Raw genomic sequence first — 17,667 nt, 5'->3', positions numbered from 1 at the left:
GCCTGATCAGACCAGATACCGTTCCCGATTCGAAGGCCATCCGTCGAAAGCGCTCGCGTCAACGTGCAGCGAAAATAGCGCTTACGATTCGTCGGCTGTTTCCAAAAGGCACCTCTACGCCCTCCCTTTAGCCGGTTCCTGTGTTTCTCGCATGGTTCCACCTGAGGCCAGATAAAGATGTCGGTGTTAGAGAATAAAGTGTGCATCACCCCACATTTCGTTTCATTGCTCGCGCTTTCCGCTCAAAGCAAAAACACGAGTGTGCCCACTTTTCGATAATCAACATCGGCTGCTTCAGCGCAATAATGGACCTTCAAAGCGTCTTAGCTCAAAGTCGTGTGATGAGCACTTTTTTGACCGTCGTGGCGGTTCATCGTCAGCGATGCGAGCGACGAAAGGTGCCCCTCCTAATCCATGTCTACTGCGCGAACTCATCCCTCTCCAGCAATCGGATCGCGTGCTGTTGTCGATCGCTGACAGGTTCATGCGAGCATAGGTGTTTACGCCGACTCGGAGCTAGTGACTATCGCCGGAAATAGTCCAGCACAGTGCGTCGTGCAACATCGACGGGATTCTTTGCCTTATATTGCGTCGGCGCGAACTCAAAGAGCGAGAGGTCGAACGTGAAGAGATCAATGCTTTGTTGGCGCTCTTCGACGGTAAGGAATTGGCCTTCCCTACCAGGAACCATCAAGGTTGAGAACATGTCTCGGAGCAACCCGATTAGCGGCAAAGTGTCTTGCGACGGGTCGTCGTAGGCTTCAAAGGATCTTGGCGCTCCCTCAACCAATCGTAGTGCCAACATTCCAGGAGGTAGCGTCGCAGTCCCACTCTGTCCGGAACGCCTTGCTTCCTTGTCAAATGCGTGTACCGGGATGTTATTTAACAGGCCTCCATCGAGCCAAAGACCACGCAGAGGACCGAGCACTGGGTCGCTCCACGGAGCGTCTATAAATATAGGCTTAAACACTACAGGAAAACATGCGGACATACCCACAGCCTCTACCACCGGAAAATCCGGTGTCCCCGAAGCGGAGAAAACCATGCTCTTCTTTTGAGATATGTTAGTGGCGCAAACGGCAAGACTTACGCCGGTGAGATCCTTTAGCATAGAAAAAGTCATTGTTGAGGCATCTTTAAGCCTGGGATTCCGCTGCCATGCAGGTATTCGTGCCACAAAACTACGAAACTGCCTTCGTAGATAATGCCGAACGGCTAGTCCAGCGAAAATACCACGGTCATATATCAATGAATACATATACTCCGGAAATCGCGCAGAGAATTTCTTCAGAAATGGAATAGACTGCATTTCCTTCACAACGTCGAGTTGTCCGATGGTATTCATCGCAAGGATCAGCGCGGCGCCAGAAACTCGAACGTCAAGCGATCTAAGCCAAGAATAACTCAGCATCTTCCGGAAGTCGTCGCTACCACTTTCTATCCGTCGTTTGTTTTCAAGGATGAGCTTCGCTACATCGCGTAGTTGACCCTTGCTGCCGGGCATTTCCACTTCTGCGCTGTAGTTATTAGGTAGGAGACCACGCCCCTTGCCTAGCACTGGAGGATCATAGAAGGAATCAAAGTCGATATTGTTGTCAAAAACAGCCTTAAGGTCCTTCGAACCGCAACCGAGAGCCAAGAACATCGCAGTTATCGCACCCGCTGATGTGCCACTAATACCTTTCAGCTGACTGCCCGTGCGGCCGAACGGCAAGACGGCAAGGTCTTCCAAGGCCTGAATGGCACCCAAATATGCAAATCCCAGCCCCCCGCCCCCTTGAAAGCTGAGGAAGTTTACATCGGTGGGCTTCTTGAGCTTAGCCACTTACACAGGGCCCGGCCATTGCTTAAGTCGCCGCCATTCGTTTGCCAGGGTCAAAGCGCGGCACGTGCAGGGTCCCGCTATGCCATCTAGCTTCAGAGGAGCTCCCAGCGCATCTGCAATGCCAAGCTGATTCATCCTCCGCTGGAACGCTTTCACGACACGTGTGCCGGGGCCGCTTTCTAAGTATTTGGCGGGATCTGCGTCAGCCGGAACTCCATAGCCAAGCGCTTTTAGCTCGGCCATTATGGAGACATGATCTGGCCATTGAGCAGCATTGTAGGGAATGCCGTTGCAAGTCTCGACTGATGGAACATACGGTGTGGTGGATGGAACTACTATCTCCCAGCTGGGCAGCTTGACCTTCGGATCGTCGAGGCAAACCAGCGGAGTCGGGAGCGCGATTCGCCACGGATCGCCGTCTGGGACGCCGTCCTGTAGATCAGGGCTGCTGGTTGCCTCAATGCTTTTGATCTCGTCAACTATGGCTACATAGTCCGCGTCTCCCGGCACTGGACAGTCATCGCCCTCCCAGATATCACCGTGCTCAAGATAATATTTGATATTGTTCTCAAAATAACGTCGAACAGGAACGACAACGCGCGCGTAACCCGCAGAAAGAAACCTTGAAAAAATCGGATCCGCATCTGACACCGAGAGCCGGTCCTCCCAGGTGTCGTGCCGCCCCCAAAAGTATGGGTAGAATGTATAAACCATGTTCGGCCACTCGAAGCCCTGCTCAAAGAACTGTACAGTCGGGCCTTCGGCGAGTGCCTTCGCAGGGTCGAGAACCGGCTCACCGTCTTTACTGACATTTTCTGCGCCCATAGAGTTGAAGTGCTGATTCGTCAGTATCTCTAAAACCCCCCTCTTTAACTCCTGCTGTTCAGTGTTGCGGTACTCGATATCGGATCTTAGGGTTATGTTTCTTGAGTTAGACCGCGATGCCGCCAGCTTCTTATCATAATCATCCTTGGCGAGATTGTAAGCTTCCAATATTGCGCGATAGGTATCAAGTCTCCACTTTCCGAATGCTTCCTGAGTCCTCCTCGTGACCAACGTAATGCCAACCATCCATGCGCTTATAGCTCTAAACGGCTGCACATGAAACATCACCTTTCCACGTAAAGGATGGACCATGTACGTTGAGCCGTGTATCGGATCTTTTGCTATCGTAGTCATATACCAATAATTTCCGCCAAGTATAACTGCTAGCTGCGCCTGCGGATCAGTCCATATCATGTACATTGCTGGTGAAGCGTATATCGCTTCGTAACTAGTATCTATGTCAATACTCGGATCAGCGTCGTCTTTTTTCATGTGATCGACCATCGCATACCCCGTCATAAACGCTGGTGGAGGGGCAGTTACTTGGGCGTTATACCGTGCGGAAAGGCTAAGATAGTTCGACTCGGTGATCTGATCTGCGGTGAAATTCGGTTGCTCTGGTGCAATTAGATGCGCGTCACCGCTCCGCGGGCTCTTCCCCTGATAGAAAAGATAGCTGGCGGCGGGCTCCGGCACCAGAAACTCAAGCATGAGACGTGCGCCATAGTTAAACACCTGAGCCCAATATTGCTTTTCCACATATCGATACACGCCAATAACGGAGTCGCTAGTCGCCGTGAACCTGTGAATATTGTCCTCGGTCACTTCCGTCGTCACGGTTATAGTTTGCTGCCGTTTTGTGCTCTTTTGCACCTTCTCCACCGCTCGCGCGATATTTTCCTTTACCGTGGATCTGGCGACTTTCTCAGCGTTCTCCGCCGATTGTGTACTAGTGGCGTTGGCGTGAGCAGCTACAGTAACGGCACCATAAGATGCAGTCACGTTCACTCCCATATCTGATGATCTATTCTCCTTCTGGACATTGTCTAATTCTTGTGTCAATTCGAAACGATCTGTTGTTTGAAGATCGCGCTCAATCGATGACGATTCTTCAATCTCAATTATAATCTGCTGCTCAGTTCTATCTAGTCGGTGATGTGTGCGGGATCGCTCTTCACCCTTAAGCACGTTCTCTATGTAGGCGACTTCACCCAGAATGTATTTTTGAAGCTGCTGTCTTACCACTTTAAGATCACATAACCCGGCAACCCTCACCTGGTTAGGATTCTTGAAGTCTGGTAAAGTGTAGGTAGCGTCGGTGCCGATTGTTAAAATAAGTCGTTCAACCGCTGACGGTAGGTTCCTCACATCGGTGGCGATCTCTGCTGCGGCAGTGCGAACGAACTCTGACGCACGCCATGCGACGGACAAGGTGGCGCCCTGTACGAGTTTGGCCTCAGTGTCAGCCAAGCGGCGGCTCAATAAGTGATTGAGATGGATAGGATCGACATCGACGATCTCTATTCCAAGTTTAGCACGCGCAAAATCAACGAGTTCAGGAGCGAGCTGCTTCAGTCTGGAATCTGAGAGTCTCAGCGGCTGCCTGCTTACTCCACCCGAGGCATTCTCGGCGGCATCAGCTTTGGCAGCCGTCCGGTCAGTACGAATTTCGGACCTAATCTCCGCGAAATCCATCGCATCCAACGCATCCTCAAAGAACTTATGCAGAGCAGCCGTGCATAGTATGCTGGCTGCTTCACTTCTCGCCTTGTCGTTTGCGGCATCTGAGATTTTCGAGGCTGACTCCTCTTGTTCGCGTCGTAGGTCGTGTCTTGCCGCTCTTATAAACTCTGTAAGTGCCTGCGGCATCAAAACCTCAGGTCGAACTGACAGGGCGCACGGCACCGCATCTTCGGCAAGTGAATCGGCGTAAGCCTTGGCTTGCAGATAGGCGATTGCTTGGATGAATTTCCCCGCTGAGCCGTATTTACGTCTTGAAACAATTCTTGCCGTCAGCTGATCCCAAAGCCATAGTATAAATAGCTTCAACTTATCTTCGCTATCGAATATGCTAGGGCTCTCCCTGAGTATAGATATGTATGAATTCGTGAGTTCCGATCCTGGAAGCCCCTGAGTTGCCTGAATGACAGAGTCGAATGCCTTGGGGAATTCCGCATCCGATCCCGCGACGGGATTTTCGTTCACGTATTTTGCACATACTTCTTCAAAATCGGACGAGGGCGAGTCTTTGGATATCAGAGAATAAAGTCTATCCCAAAGCTCAGTCCGCGCACTTGGCCGAGTGACGAAATTCCACCGTTCTGCTTCCACAGGCATGGCCTTCGGTGCACGAACCACTGCGTATTTTGTTAATACACTCTGAGGCACATCTGTGGGCATTAACTTCATCCTTCGTGAGACACGTCTTCTACATGCAACCGCTTTTCAAGCGTATCGCCTTTTGATGCGAGTCAAGTAAGCTCCGTTGATGTAACTCGCCACCCGTTTAACTTTCCTTTAAATGAAACTGCCTGAGTCAAGTGATTTCGCCAAGACACCGTATCGGCCTACATAGAATTTCTTTCGAAAATAATCTGGTGATGAGGCCAGATAAGCGACGACACCACTCCAATTTTGGTGACTGCTGAAGACATAATGACGCGTGCTTTGATGAGTTACTATGCCAAAACCGGAATACCCATGTCAAATACGACCGTCTTGTATTTCGTATTTTCAACAAATTGCGTCTGTATTCCGCGCCTCACCAGCAACGAATGCCCAATCCTAAGTATCTTCCGGACACTCGCCAGCGCCGCCTCGTTCACTTCGATGTACGCGACGATGTACCACTCGCCGTTCTCTTCCCTGGCCATGCCCATCGGTTCGGCCCGCCATTTGAGCGCGCCATGGTGGGGCATGAAGTAGGTTTCCTGGATGCCGCCGACGGCGCTGAGGCCCTCGTCGAGAGCGTATTCCATCACCGCGCAGCACAGCTGCGTCAGCGTGCCCCTCAGTCCGGCAGTGCGTTTGTCGGGAACGACGAATGTGCGGGTCCATTCGGCCCAATCGGGACGTCTTGGGACGCCCGATTTTTCACACATGTGAGAAAAAACCTCCGAGACCATGTGCGGCTCGCTCGTTGGGATCAATCGAGCCGAAGTCACTACGCGATCGTCTTCAATGCCCAGCAGGTATGTCGCCGCGTCGGTATCGAATTGATCCAGTTCGCGACCATCCGGGCTCGGAGGGCGCCAATGTTTCTGGTGCACGAAGAAGTCGTGCCGCCGGCGCAGAAACTCGTCGAATTCGTTTTCGTAGAGATGCTTGTTATGGGCATTGACTACGTGGGCCGTTATCATGGCGCGATCCCCCGATCGTTCTCGCCGGGATACTCGCAGTCGCGCTAATATACGTCACCTGTCCGATGGGACAGTTGACGCGATTAGGGATGGATCAGACGCCGGCGCACTGCCTCGACGACCGCTTGCGTGGTCGTGGCGACGCCAAAAGCCTCGCGGGCCCGCGTCGAGTGCCATTTGACCGTGCGCTCGGTAAGGCCAAGGATCTGCGAGGTTTCCGACGAGGTCTTGCCGGCCGCGGCCCACAAGAGCACTTCTTTTTCGCGGTCGGTCAGCACGCCTTCATGGTCGTCATCGTCATTGGCCAAGGCCTGGATCGACATGCCCGCATAGACCGCCATGGTCACCAGTTGCACCTGATGGCGCGGCGACAGGGTGCAGGACTTCGCGGACGACGCAAACGAAAGCACGGATTGCCAGTGATGAACGCTGAGCATCGGCACAGCGAAGCCGCTACAGATGCCGAACTCCGTCGCCTCGCCGGCGACGCGTCGTGAGCCCTCCGTATCTGACCACTTTGCCGGGACTTCCGACCAAAGGAACGGCTTCAGGGTCTTTGCCGAGTAAATGCAAACGCCGTCGACGGCGGCATGCTCGGCCTCGACATAGCGTTCGAACCAGCCGGCCGGCCAGCCATTCAGCTCAACCATGGGTGCAAGCTTCTGGCCACCGAGCGGCACCCCGCTCAGGATAAGGTGCTCGAAGCCGAGATTTCGCACGGTCTCGAGAAGGTCGCCCAGCAGCGGCCCGGTAGCTGTATGTTTCCTGCAGCGTTCGACAAAGTCGAACACATCTGAATCGATCATGACAGAGACCCCCCGTCTCCACGCCGAAAACAAAGCTTACCTTAAATTAGCGACTTCGAATATCCCAATAAGCGCGCCGGCCACGCAGGACGCGTGGACCAAAATCAGCTAAATCAGCCAGACTTTAATCCGCGAAGCAGGACCCCAAGCATGACGCCAGCATTGCCGAAACGAAACGAGCCGTTCCGGGCCGGCGAAACCGCGCTGCTGCTGGTCGACATGCAACGGGTCTGGCTGGAGCCGGGTGCTGATCCGGCGCATCCGGAGCGTGGTTCCGACCACTATTTCTACCGGCAGACGGCGTCGCAAACGATCCCCAACCAGGAGCGCCTGCTGGCGGCGGCGCGGGCCAACGGCGTCGAGGTGATCCATACCATCATCCAGAGCCTGACCGAGGACGGCCGCGACCGCTCGCTCGACCACAAGCTGACGCCGATTCATATCGCGCCGAGCCGGCCGGAGGGGCTGCCGGTGCCGTCGCTGGCGCCGGTCGGCGACGAGATCATGCTGCCGAAGACATCGTCGGGTGTCTTCAACTCGACCAACATCGATTATGTCCTGAAAAACCTCGGCGTGCGTTACCTGGTCGTCGCCGGCATCATGACCGACCAGTGCGTCGACATGGCGGTGCGCGATGCCGCCGATCGCGGCTATCTCGTCACCTGCGTATCCGATGCTTGCGCCGCCGCCTCACAGGAGCGTCATGACGGCGCGCTAAAAGCCTTCGGTGGCTATTGCTGGGTCACTGATACCGCCACCGTTACGGGCCGTTTCGAAGCCTTGGGAAAAGCTGCATGACCGTCGAACCGCTCGTTGCCGTCGTCACCACCGACCTGTCGGCGATCACGCGCGGCCGCTCGGTCGTCGAAAGCAGGCTGCAGAAGATCGCGGCGACGGGCGTCGGCTGGCTGCAGGCCAACCTGTCGCTGACGCCGTTCAACTCGATCGTCGATCCCAATCCCTGGGGCTCGTCGGGCGATGTGCGGCTCATTCCCGATCTCAACGGGCGGTTTCGAACGGCGCTGACCGGATCGGCGACGCCTTTCGACATGGTCGCCGGCAACATCGTCGAACTCGACGGCAGCCCGTGGGTTGGCTGCACGCGGACCATGCTGAGCGATGCCCTGGCGGAGTTGAAGGCGGCAACCGGGCTTTCCGTCATCGCCGCCTTCGAGCATGAATTCCATATCGAGGCCGAGTTCGCACCGGCTCATTCGATGTCGTTGGCAGCACTGCGCCGCGCCGACCCGTTCGCCGCCAATCTGATGGCGGCGCTGGCGGAAGCCGGCGTCGCGCCCGAAGTGGTGATCGCCGAATTCGGCACCGACCAGTTCGAGGTGACATGCGAGCCGGCCGATGCGCTCGCCGCGGCCGATCGCGCCGTCGCCATCCGCGAGATCACGCGCGAAGTCGCGCGATGTGCCGGCTGGCGGGCGAGCTTCGCGCCCAAAACCGCGCCCGATGCCGTCGGCAACGGCGTCCACATCCATTTCAGTTTCGTCGAGGAGGCCGGCAAACCGGCGACCTACGACCCGGCCCAGCCTGGCGGCCTTTCCAGCCAGGCCGCTTCCTTCTGTGCCGGCGTGCTGCGCCACCTGCCCGCGATCACCGCCATGACGGCGGCGAGTGTGTCGTCCTACTACCGGCTGAAGCCGCATAGCTGGAGCTCGTCCTACACCTGGCTTGCCGATCGCGACCGCGAGGCGAGCCTGCGCATCTGCCCGACGGTGACGATCGGCGGGCGCGATCCGGCGCGGCAGTACAACATCGAATACCGGGCAGCCGACGCCACGGGCAATCCATATCTATCGCTGGCGGCGATCGTGCGCGCCGGGCTGGAGGGGCTGAAGGCCAAGCTGCCGGCGCCGCCGCTTGTCTCGGGCGACCCGACGCAGATGAGCGGTTCCGAGCGCAAGAAGCTTGGCCTCGTGCGGCTGCCGGAAACGCTGCCTGCGGCACTCGACGCGCTCGTTGCCGACAAGACCGTCACCGGATGGTTCGCGCCGGTGTTCGTCGAGACCTTTGTCGGCCTCAAGCGGCATGAGACCGAGCGCCTCGCTGGTCTCGACCCAGTGGCGGTCTGCGATCTCTACCGGACGCTGTATTGATGGCTGAGCCGCTTGCTAACGCCATCCTACCGGAAGGTTGGCTTCCAGCGGTCGAAGCAATCAACGAAACGGGGCGTTCCGATATCGTTCTGATATGCGAGCATGCGTCAAATCACATCCCGGCCGAGTATGCGCGGCTCGATCTCGACAGCAGCCATTTGCAGCGCCATATCGCCTGGGATATCGGCGCCGCCGAAGTGACCCGCGCTCTGTCGAAGCTGCTCGATGCTCCGGCTTTCCTCAGCTCCTATTCGCGGCTTTTGATCGATCTCAACCGGCCGCTTGGTTCCAGCGGCAGCATTCCGGTGCTATCGGAGGACACCGGCATCCCCGGCAATGTCGGCCTCGATCCGGAGGAACGAAGCCGGCGCGCCGAAGTCATGTTCGCGCCGTTCCATGACTGCGTGGCCGCCCATCTCGATGGCCGGGCGAAGCAGGGCAGAGCGACGCGGATCGCGACGATCCACTCCTTCACGCCGGTCTTCCTCGGCATTGCGCGGCCCTGGCACGCCGGCGTGCTTTACGATCGGGCAGTCGATTTCGGCCAGGCAGTGCTTGCCGGCCTGCGCGCCGACAGTGCACTCAACGCCGCGGCAAACGAGCCCTACGTGATCAGCCGCGACGGCGACTACGCCATACCGGTCCATGGCGACGATCGCGGCATTCCCGCGGTCCTTATCGAGATCAGGCAGGACCTGCTGGCGAGCCGCTCCGGCATCGAGCAATGGGCGAAGCGGCTGGCGGCGGCGTTGCCGGCGCAGCTGACTAAGGAGTCGTGAAAGAGCTCGGCCGAGTGAGCGCAAAGCGAGAGCCTACGGTCGGCCTGGCCACCGTCCTCAGGAGAAGATTTGCGACAGTTCTTCGACGCTGGTGCCTTCCTTGACCTGACGCAGCTCGACATAGCTGACCGCGGTGGCAATCGACGTCACCATTGACGATATCGTCGACACCAAAGTCGCCACTACAGCTCGCACTATGCCGCCCAACGGTTCGACAGCACTTTCAAGTGCCAACTGAATGGCCACCGAGGCCACGATCAGAACGAAGAACAGGCCGAACAGTGCCCAGCGGCTGCCTTTGGTAAGTTCACCGCTGCGCGCCATGGAGCCAGACACGCCGACCCGTTCCTGTACCAGAACCGGCACCGCTACCAGCCACCGGAGCCACAATATGATTCCGGGAATGACGAGCAGGATCAAGCCCAATCCTGCGCCCAGGACGACCAGCAGCCCGACGCCGAGCGTTGGCAGAAAACAGCCGATCGCTATCTTGATGCAGTCGGCAATGGATGGCTGCTTGCCGTTCAGATCCTCGATAGTCGCCCGGACCAGCGCAGACTGAAGCAACAGATCCAGGACAAAGGACATCAACACGACGCCGAACGTAATCAGAGAATCACGAGACATCATGCGGAGGCCGCCGAGGGCGGCATCAGGATCCCCTCGGGCGACGCCGGCCTGCGGCACCTGCATCCAAAGCTCATGAACAAGGGTCGAGAAACCCGAAAACAGCAATGCAAGTACGAGGCAAAGCATGGGGTTGCGGCCGATGACCGCAAAACTGGCGCCGAAAACCCTGCCGATGCGAAATTTGTTGGGCTGGTCCAGCGTTATTGACGCCACGATATACCTCTACCTGTTTTGACCGGTCCGTCATTGCGACCCGGTGTTGGCCGACATTGACCCGCCGGCGGCAGCATGGCGAACGGCTGTCGCGGCTCGCCGGGCCCGCCTGATGTTCAGGCCGGTCCCGACGTGGTGCAGCCGCGCGACTTTGCTACGAGAAGATTTGCGACAGTTCTTCGACGCTGGTGCCTTCCTTGACCTGACGCAGCTCGACATAGCTGACCGCCGTGGCGACCGACAGCACCATCGACAGTACGGTCGACACCAAGGCTGCCGCCACATCGGCAATGATCCCGCCAAACATGACGATGACTGCCAGCATCACCCACTGGATGACCATCGCGATGACCATCAGGATCAAGAAGAGGCCAAATAGCGGCCAGCGGTTGCCCTTGGTCAGGACACGGCTACGCGACATCGAACCGAACACGCCAAGCCGCTCCTGGATCAGAACCGGCACCGCCACGCACCATCCGAGCCATAAGATGATGCCGGGAACCAGCAAAGCTATCGACGCCAGGCCCGCACCCAGGCCGACGAGCAGGCCAATACCGAGGGTCGGCAGCAAATTGCGGATGGCTATCTGAATGCAGTCGCCAAAGGTCGGCCGCTTGCCGTTCAAGTCCTCGATCGTCGCCCGCACCAGCGCCGACTGGAGCAGCAGCGCGAAAACGAAGGATAGCAATCCCGCAATAATCGTAAACCATGAATTCCGAAACATCATCGAGGGATCGGCCGCGGCGCCGGGGTCGCCCTGCAGAACCGCATCTATTTGCGGTTGGCTCCACAGCCGAAGAATAATCGCCGGCAAGCCTGAAAACAGCAGCGCGAGCCCAAGGCACAAGCCGATGTTGCGGCCGATCACGGCGAAGCTGTTGTTGAACACCCTGCCGATCTCGAATTTCTCAGGCCGTTCCAGTGTCGTTGAAGCCATGATTTCCCCCCGTGTTTCGCCGTAACAGTATCACGGCGCCCTAATAGTAATTCTGCCAAGATTAACGGTGGGCGTCCAGCCCACTTGCAATTGTTCCGCTGCATTGTCAGTGTCGGCAGGGAACCACAGGTTGCAGGGGAGCGGGTGGCGTTGGCACAGCCAGGCACAGCGGAAGCCGAACGGCTGACCAATCTGCACAAGCAGCTGATCGCCGATGAGTCGATCCAGTTCGACCTGCCGGCCTATGTGCCACCAAAGCCGCCCGAGTGGCTGAAACCGCTGCAGGATTTTTTGTCGTGGCTCGGTCCCTACATGATCTATCTGTTCTGGGGGGCGGTGATATCGGGCGTCGCAATCATCCTGCTTTTGGTCTTCCTTGAGGTGAAAGGCATCGCCTGGCGGCTGCCGTGGCAGCGCGCTCGACCCGAAGTCGAAGACGAAGAAGCCTGGCGCCCCGACGCCGGCGCCGCGCAGATCCTGTTGTCGCAAGCGGATGCGCTGGCCGCACGCGGCGACTATGACGAGGCGGTTCACCTTTTGCTTCGGCGCAGCGTCGCCGATATTGCCGGCCGGCTGCCGGACTTCCTGCGCCCGTCGCTCACCGCGCGCGACATCGCCAATGCCTCTCCCCTGCCGGGAAGGGCGCGCCATGCGTTTACCGAGATCGCCCGCATTGTCGAGGCGGCGCTGTTCGCGCGCCGGCCGGTCGGCGCGGAAGGCTGGCGGCAGGCGCGCGGCGCCTATGAACGTTTCGCCTTCCGGGATGCCTGGACGTGAGTGCACCGGCGGTCGAGGCACAGGAGCCGTTCAATCGAAAGACACTGTTTTGGGGGATTTTCGCCAGCCTCCTTGCGGCAGCCGGTTTCTTCCTGCTGTCCACCTATGCTCCCGATTTCCGGCAACCCGGCAATGGCGGCGCCACGCCGCTGTCGAAAAGCGGTGTGGGCTACGCCGGCCTGGCGGAATGGCTGCGGCTCACCGGCGAAGCGCCCTTGATGGCGCGGACCGAAGACGATCTTGCCAGAGATATACTGCTGATCGTCACCATCTCGCCCGACAGCGATCCGGAGGCGCTCGACCACATCCTCAATCTTCGCCAGGACCAGAACACGCTCTTCGTGCTGCCCAAATGGCAGATCCTGCCGCTGCAGGGGCATGAAAGCTGGAACATGAAATTCGGGCGATTGCCCGGTTCGGTGGTGAACGAATGGCTTGGCCGCATCGCCGATGCGACGATCGGTGCCGGCCAGAGCACGGCAAAGCAACTCGACATCGAAGGCAACATGGTTGCCGCACCCGAAGAATTGCAGTGGGTGGCCGACAAGTACCCTCTCATCGCAGCCGGCAATGACAAGGCTGTGCTTACCGAACTGGACGACAAGCCGTTCTATATCCTGACTGACCCCGACCTGATCAACAACGCCGCCCTCAAGGATCCCGAAAAGGCAGCAGCCGCGCTCGGGCTGATTGCCTTGCTCCAGCCCGACGACGGCCCGGTGATGTTCGATCTGACGCTGCACGGCGCGGGGCGGAAGTATGATCTGGCCAAGCTTCTGGTCGAGCCGCCGTTCCTGGCGCTGACACTGACGATCCTGATCGCTGCGGCGCTGGCGTTCCTGCATGGCCTTGGCCGGTTCGGCCCGCCGCGTATCGACCAGCGCGCGATCGCCTTCGGCAAGCGTGCGCTGGTCGATACGACGGCGATGCTCATGCGGCGTGCCGGCCGGCTGGACGAGCTGGGAGGCCGCTATGCGGCCTTGATGCGGGTGCGCGCCGGCGCGCTGCTCGGGGCACCGCAAGGGTTGCAAGGCAAAGCGCTCGACCACTGGCTCGACTCTCGCGATAAGGAGCAAGCTGGCGGCTTCACGACGCGCTCGCAAGCGGCCGGCGAGGCGAAGAATCTGACGCAGATGCAACAGGCAGCAGAACGGCTGCATGACTGGACGGCAAGGAGGCTCGGTGAACGTCGATGATGTGAAGGCCCTGGCGACACGGATCAGGGAAGAAGTGGCCAAGGCGATCACCGGGCAGCACGATACGGTCGACCTGATGCTGACCGCCTTGTTTGCGGGCGGGCATATCCTGCTGGAAGGTCCTCCGGGCACGGCCAAGACAATGACGGCGCGCTGCTTCGCCCAGGCGCTTGGGATCGCCTACGGGCGGATCCAGTTCACGCCGGACCTGATGCCCGGCGATATCGTCGGGTCGAACATCTACAACTTCCAGACCGGGCAGTTCACGCTGACGCGCGGCCCGATCTTCTGCGATCTCCTGCTTGCCGACGAAATCAACCGCACGCCGCCCAAGACGCAGGCCGCACTGCTCGAGGCGATGCAGGAACATGCGGTCACCTTCGACGGCACCACGCATTCGCTCGGCCGCAATTTCATGGTCGTCGCGACCCAGAATCCGATCGAGCACCAGGGCGTCTATCCGCTGCCGGAGGCGCAGCTCGACCGCTTCCTGTTCAAGCACCGCGTCAGCTATCCCGGCCCGGAGGAAGAACGAGCCATCATCGTCCATCACGGCGGCGGCTCCGCCTCGCACGACATCGCGCAATATGGCATCGAGGCGCAGACGGACCGCGAGACGCTGCAGGAGGCACTCGCTACGGTCGGCTCCGTCACCCTTGTCGACGATGTCGTCGGCTATATAGCGGCGCTGGTACGGGCTACGCGTGAAAATGCCGATCTGGAAGTCGGCGCCAGTCCGCGCGCCGGCGCCATGCTGGCGCGGGCGGCGCGTGCCCGGGCGGCGCTGGACGGACGCGCCTATGTGATCCCCGACGACGTCAAGGCGCTGGCGGTGCCGGCGCTGCGTCATCGCGTCATCCTTTCGCCTGCGGCACAGATCGATGGCCGGCTGGTCGAGCAGATCGTCTCCGACCTGGTCGACCAGACGGAAGCACCACGTTGATCTATCCCAGCGGCCGAGCGGTATGGGCAGCTGCGGCCGGCGCGGTCCCGGCCTTCCTGGTCGCGCTGGCATTGCCGTCGTTCTGGTATCTGGGATTGCTGTGGAGTTGCCTGCTGCTTGCCTTCCTGGCGGTGGATGCCGCGGCCGGACGCGGACGGGCATCGCTGAGTGCCAGCATCGATGCGCCGCAGCAGGTCGGTGTTGGTGGGGAATTCGGCGTGCAAATCACCGCCCGTCACTCGGGGCCGCGCGCCGCGGAGGCTCGCGTCGGCCACGATGGGCGTCTGGCGCCGGTGGACAGCAGCGGCGGCGCCTTGCTGCCAACCGCCGGAGGCGGGTCGCTCTTCCTCCGCTTCCAGGCGCTGCGGCGCGGCGTCGCCAGCTTCGACCGTCTCTGGGTGCGCTGGCGCGGGCCATTCGGGCTGGTCTGGAACCAGGTCGTCCTGCCGGTGGAAAGCAAGGTTGCGGTGCTGCCCGACGTCAGCAGCGCTCGCGGCGAGGCGATCACGCTGCTGCAACATGCGGCGCTTGCCGAAGGCCATGCGCAGCGCCGCGCCGGTCAAGGCCGCGAGTTCGACGCGCTCAAGGATTACCAGCCGGGCATGGGCCGGCGGATGATCGACTGGAAGCGCAGCGCCCGCCACGGCAAGCTGTTGGCGCGCGAGTTCCGCATCGAGGAGAACAACAACATCGTGCTGGCCATCGACAGCGGACGCCTGATGTGCGAACCGGTTGACGGTGTGCCGAAGGTGGACCGGGCGGTGACGGCCGCCCTGCTGTCGGCATTCATCGCGCTGAAGGGCGGTGACATGGTCAGCTTGTTCGGCTTCGATGCAAGGCCGCGCGTTTCGAGCGGCGCGGTGCGCGGCCCCGCCAGCTTTGCGATGATCCAGAAACGGGCCGCCGAGATCGACTACTCCAGCGAGGAGACCAATTTCACACTGGCATTGACGACGCTGGCGGCGCGGCTCGACCGCCGCTCGCTGGTCATCATCTTCACCGATTTCGTCGATTCGATCAGTGCGGAATTGATGCTGCGCACCGTGGGCCGGCTCACCGAACGACATCTCGTGCTGTTCATGATGATGAAGGACACCGAACTGGAGGGCCTGGCCGACCTGCCGCCACGCTCCGGCGAGGATGTTGCCCGCGCGGTCGTTGCCGGAGGGCTCTTGCGCGAAAGGCAGGTCGTCATCGGCCGGCTGCGCCTGCTCGGGGCGCATGTGATCGAAGCCGACCACAACCGGCTCGGTCCGGCGCTGGTCGAGCGCTATCTGCAGTTCAAGCAGGAGGATTTGCTGTGACGGCGCCGGTACGCGGCAATGCGATGCGCGGCGACGCGGTACGCCAGTCGCTGGCCAGCTTCCGCCGCGAGCGCGAGGCCGACTGGAAGGCATTCGAGGCGCTGCTGGCGCGTGTCGAGAAGCGTGCGCCGCGGACGCTTTCCGAAGAGGAGCTGCTGTCGCTGCCGCTGCTCTATCGATCGGCGCTGTCTTCCCTTTCCGTGGCACGGGCGACCTCGCTCGACAACGCGCTGGTCGCCTATCTCGAAGCACTGTCGCTGCGCGGTTATTTCTATCTCTATGGCGCACGCCGCGGGCTGCGGCAGCGCCTCGCCGATTTCTTCCTGCATGACTGGCCCGAAGCCATTCGCGACCTGTGGCGCGAGACATTGGCGTCGGTCGCGCTGATGGTGATCGGCATTGGTGCAGGCGCCTGGCTGGTGGCATCCGACAAGAGCTGGTTCGACGCGATCATCCCGCCCGGCCTGGCAGGAGGCCGCGGCCCCGACACCTCGGCCGAGCTGCTGCGAGGCATGCTTTATGATGGCGACAATGGCTTTCTCTCAGGCTTTGCCGCCTATCTGTTCACGCACAACGTCCAGGTCGCAATCCTGGCCTTCGCCCTTGGCTTCGCCTTCGCGGTGCCGACGGTGCTGCTGATGCTGTACAACGGCTGCATGATCGGGGCGTTGTTCCAAGTCTACTGGTCCAAGGGGCTTGGCATGGAGCTCGGCGGCTGGCTGGCCATCCACGGCACCACCGAATTGTTCGCGATCTCTTTGGCCGGCGCGGCGGGCATGCGCATCGGCACCAGCATCGCCTCTCCCGGCGAATTGACACGCATGGCGGCAGCGGCTCGCGCCGGACGCATCGCCGCGAACGCCATGGTCGGGGTCTCGGTCATGCTGCTGTTTGCCGGGCTGCTCGAGGGTATTGGCAGGCAGACCATCACCAGCGACGTCACGCGCTACGGCATTGGCGGTGGCATGCTGGTGCTGTGGATCGGTTATTTCTACCTGTTCCGGGCGGTGCGGCATGGCGATCGCTAAACGCGCCGCATTCGCGGCTATACGGCCGCTGATCACGCCCGAAGGCGTCGATCTCCGGATAAAGTTGGCCGACGCCGGCACGCGGGCCTCCGCCTTCCTGCTCGACATCGTGTTCATCGCCGTGGCTGCAATCGTGATCACGATCGTCGCGCTGTTCGGGGTGGGAGGCCTTGGCAGCGAGGGATTTCAGCCGCTCTTCGTCGTCTGGATCATCCTGATCTTCTTTCTGCGCAACGCCTACTTCATCGTTTTCGAAGCGGGCCGGCGCGCGGCTACGCCCGGCAAGCGGATCGTCGGCATCCGGGTCGCGTCGCGCAGCGGAGACGGCCTGTCGATCGACCAGGTCATCGCCCGCAACCTGATGCGCGAGATCGAGGTGTTCCTGCCGCTGTCGATCATCGTTGGACGCAGCGGGACCGACCTCGCCGACACGCTGACGACGGTGTTCGGACTGGTGTGGGCGCTGCTGTTTGCCTTGTTCCCGCTGTTCAATCGAGACCGCATGCGGATCGGCGACCTGTTGGCGGGGACCTGGGTGGTCGAGGCGCCGAAGCGCGCCTTGCTTGAAGACCTGTCGGCACGGCAGGATCCGGCGGCCGGCGCCTTCCGGTTCAGCCACGCCCAGCTCGATGCCTACGGGATTGCCGAACTCCACAAGCTGGAGGAGGTGCTGCGCCGCGACGACTATTTCGCCCTGCGGACGGTTGCCGAAACGATCGCACGCAAGATCGGCGCAGCACCCCAAGCCCATGACCCGCGCCCGTTCCTGACGGCTTACTACGGCGAGCTACGGGCGCATCTCGAACGCAAGCTGCTGCTGGGCAACCGCAGAGCCGACAAGCATGCGCGGTAGCAGTTGCCGAACAGGTGCAGCTAGCGACAAGCATCGGTGCTGCCCCTCATCCGCCTGCCGGCACCTTCTCCCCGTATAGTGACG

Annotated in this window: 15 protein-coding genes; 9 read left to right on the top strand and 6 right to left on the bottom strand. The window is 60.2% G+C overall.

Annotated elements, in window-relative coordinates:
* Nucleotides 1-523: 523 nt before the first annotated feature.
* The 4 genes from NKI70_RS09510 to NKI70_RS09495 all read right to left on the bottom strand — a co-directional run bounded on the left by NKI70_RS09510 (nt 524) and on the right by NKI70_RS09495 (nt 6,815).
* Nucleotides 524-1,825 carry a patatin-like phospholipase family protein gene (locus tag NKI70_RS09510; RefSeq protein WP_352474979.1) on the bottom strand — a complete coding sequence of 434 codons (1,302 nt, stop codon included), beginning with the start codon at nt 1,823-1,825 and terminating at the stop codon, nt 524-526.
* Nucleotides 1,826-5,050 carry a hypothetical protein gene (locus NKI70_RS09505; RefSeq protein ID WP_352474980.1) on the bottom strand — a complete coding sequence of 1,075 codons (3,225 nt, stop codon included), beginning with the start codon at nt 5,048-5,050 and terminating at the stop codon, nt 1,826-1,828.
* Between the two features lie 278 nt (nt 5,051-5,328).
* Nucleotides 5,329-6,009, bottom strand: coding sequence for an acyl-homoserine-lactone synthase (locus NKI70_RS09500; RefSeq protein ID WP_352700285.1), 681 nt, complete (start codon nt 6,007-6,009; stop codon nt 5,329-5,331).
* 83 nt (nt 6,010-6,092) lie between these two features.
* The gene (locus NKI70_RS09495; RefSeq protein ID WP_352590463.1) at nt 6,093-6,815 is read right to left on the bottom strand and encodes a LuxR family transcriptional regulator; all 723 of its coding nucleotides are present in this window, start codon (nt 6,813-6,815) and stop codon (nt 6,093-6,095) included.
* A gap of 150 nt (nt 6,816-6,965) precedes the next feature.
* Between NKI70_RS09495 and NKI70_RS09490 the strand changes: the two genes are divergently transcribed.
* The 3 genes from NKI70_RS09490 to NKI70_RS09480 are packed head-to-tail and all read left to right on the top strand — an operon-like array spanning nt 6,966 to nt 9,702.
* Nucleotides 6,966-7,613, top strand: coding sequence for a cysteine hydrolase family protein (locus NKI70_RS09490; protein ID WP_352700286.1), 648 nt, complete (start codon nt 6,966-6,968; stop codon nt 7,611-7,613).
* Entirely contained in the window at nt 7,610-8,923 is a 1,314-nt protein-coding gene (locus NKI70_RS09485) for a type I glutamate--ammonia ligase (RefSeq protein ID WP_352700287.1), read from the top strand. Before NKI70_RS09490 ends, NKI70_RS09485 begins: the two co-directional genes overlap by 4 nt.
* Nucleotides 8,923-9,702: an N-formylglutamate amidohydrolase gene (locus NKI70_RS09480; protein WP_352724521.1), complete on the top strand. Its 780-nt coding sequence runs from the start codon at nt 8,923-8,925 to the stop codon at nt 9,700-9,702. The genes NKI70_RS09485 and NKI70_RS09480 overlap by 1 nt, the downstream gene beginning before the upstream one ends.
* A 57-nt stretch (nt 9,703-9,759) precedes the next feature.
* On the opposite strand, the gene NKI70_RS09475 is transcribed toward NKI70_RS09480, so the two are convergent.
* Together NKI70_RS09475 and NKI70_RS09470 are read right to left on the bottom strand one after the other, a co-directional pair.
* Entirely contained in the window at nt 9,760-10,545 is a 786-nt protein-coding gene (locus tag NKI70_RS09475) for a hypothetical protein (protein ID WP_352724520.1), read from the bottom strand.
* 154 nt (nt 10,546-10,699) lie between these two features.
* Nucleotides 10,700-11,482: a hypothetical protein gene (locus NKI70_RS09470; RefSeq protein ID WP_352516778.1), complete on the bottom strand. Its 783-nt coding sequence runs from the start codon at nt 11,480-11,482 to the stop codon at nt 10,700-10,702.
* Between the two features lie 144 nt (nt 11,483-11,626).
* Here NKI70_RS09470 and NKI70_RS09465 point away from each other — a divergent pair, with 144 nt between their 5' ends.
* The 6 genes from NKI70_RS09465 (at nt 11,627) to NKI70_RS09440 (ending at nt 17,583) form a co-directional block, all read left to right on the top strand.
* The gene (locus NKI70_RS09465) at nt 11,627-12,259 is read left to right on the top strand and encodes a DUF4129 domain-containing protein (protein ID WP_352700290.1); all 633 of its coding nucleotides are present in this window, start codon (nt 11,627-11,629) and stop codon (nt 12,257-12,259) included.
* A complete protein-coding gene (locus NKI70_RS09460) occupies nt 12,256-13,455 on the top strand; it encodes a DUF4350 domain-containing protein (RefSeq protein ID WP_352641681.1) in 1,200 nt (399 codons plus the stop codon). Before NKI70_RS09465 ends, NKI70_RS09460 begins: the two co-directional genes overlap by 4 nt.
* Nucleotides 13,442-14,398 (top strand): AAA family ATPase, encoded by a 957-nt coding sequence (locus tag NKI70_RS09455; protein ID WP_292661489.1) that lies wholly within the window; start codon nt 13,442-13,444, stop codon nt 14,396-14,398. Before NKI70_RS09460 ends, NKI70_RS09455 begins: the two co-directional genes overlap by 14 nt.
* Entirely contained in the window at nt 14,395-15,702 is a 1,308-nt protein-coding gene (locus tag NKI70_RS09450; RefSeq protein ID WP_352724519.1) for a DUF58 domain-containing protein, read from the top strand. The genes NKI70_RS09455 and NKI70_RS09450 overlap by 4 nt, the downstream gene beginning before the upstream one ends.
* The gene (locus tag NKI70_RS09445; RefSeq protein ID WP_352724518.1) at nt 15,699-16,730 is read left to right on the top strand and encodes a stage II sporulation protein M; all 1,032 of its coding nucleotides are present in this window, start codon (nt 15,699-15,701) and stop codon (nt 16,728-16,730) included. Before NKI70_RS09450 ends, NKI70_RS09445 begins: the two co-directional genes overlap by 4 nt.
* Before the next feature lie 64 nt (nt 16,731-16,794).
* Complete coding sequence (locus NKI70_RS09440; protein WP_352724516.1) at nt 16,795-17,583, top strand: RDD family protein; 789 nt, start codon at nt 16,795-16,797, stop codon at nt 17,581-17,583.
* Nucleotides 17,584-17,667: the final 84 nt, after the last annotated feature.

Source organism: Mesorhizobium sp. M0500 (genome assembly GCF_040321165.1).
Taxonomy (GTDB): Bacteria; Pseudomonadota; Alphaproteobacteria; order Rhizobiales; family Rhizobiaceae; genus Mesorhizobium.
Note: the sequence above shows the minus strand (reverse complement) of the source record. Positions and strands in the feature narration are given on the sequence as shown.

Bases quoted from the DNA above. Each gene is read 5' to 3' on its own strand.
- NKI70_RS09505 (WP_352474980.1), bottom strand. From the start codon at position 5,050: ATGCCCACAGATGTGCCTCAGAGTGTATTAACAAAATACGCAGTGGTT.
- NKI70_RS09500 (WP_352700285.1), bottom strand. From the start codon at position 6,009: ATGATAACGGCCCACGTAGTCAATGCCCATAACAAGCATCTCTACGAA.
- NKI70_RS09495 (WP_352590463.1), bottom strand. From the start codon at position 6,815: ATGATCGATTCAGATGTGTTCGACTTTGTCGAACGCTGCAGGAAACAT.
- NKI70_RS09490 (WP_352700286.1), top strand. From the start codon at position 6,966: ATGACGCCAGCATTGCCGAAACGAAACGAGCCGTTCCGGGCCGGCGAA.
- NKI70_RS09485 (WP_352700287.1), top strand. From the start codon at position 7,610: ATGACCGTCGAACCGCTCGTTGCCGTCGTCACCACCGACCTGTCGGCG.
- NKI70_RS09480 (WP_352724521.1), top strand. From the start codon at position 8,923: ATGGCTGAGCCGCTTGCTAACGCCATCCTACCGGAAGGTTGGCTTCCA.
- NKI70_RS09470 (WP_352516778.1), bottom strand. From the start codon at position 11,482: ATGGCTTCAACGACACTGGAACGGCCTGAGAAATTCGAGATCGGCAGG.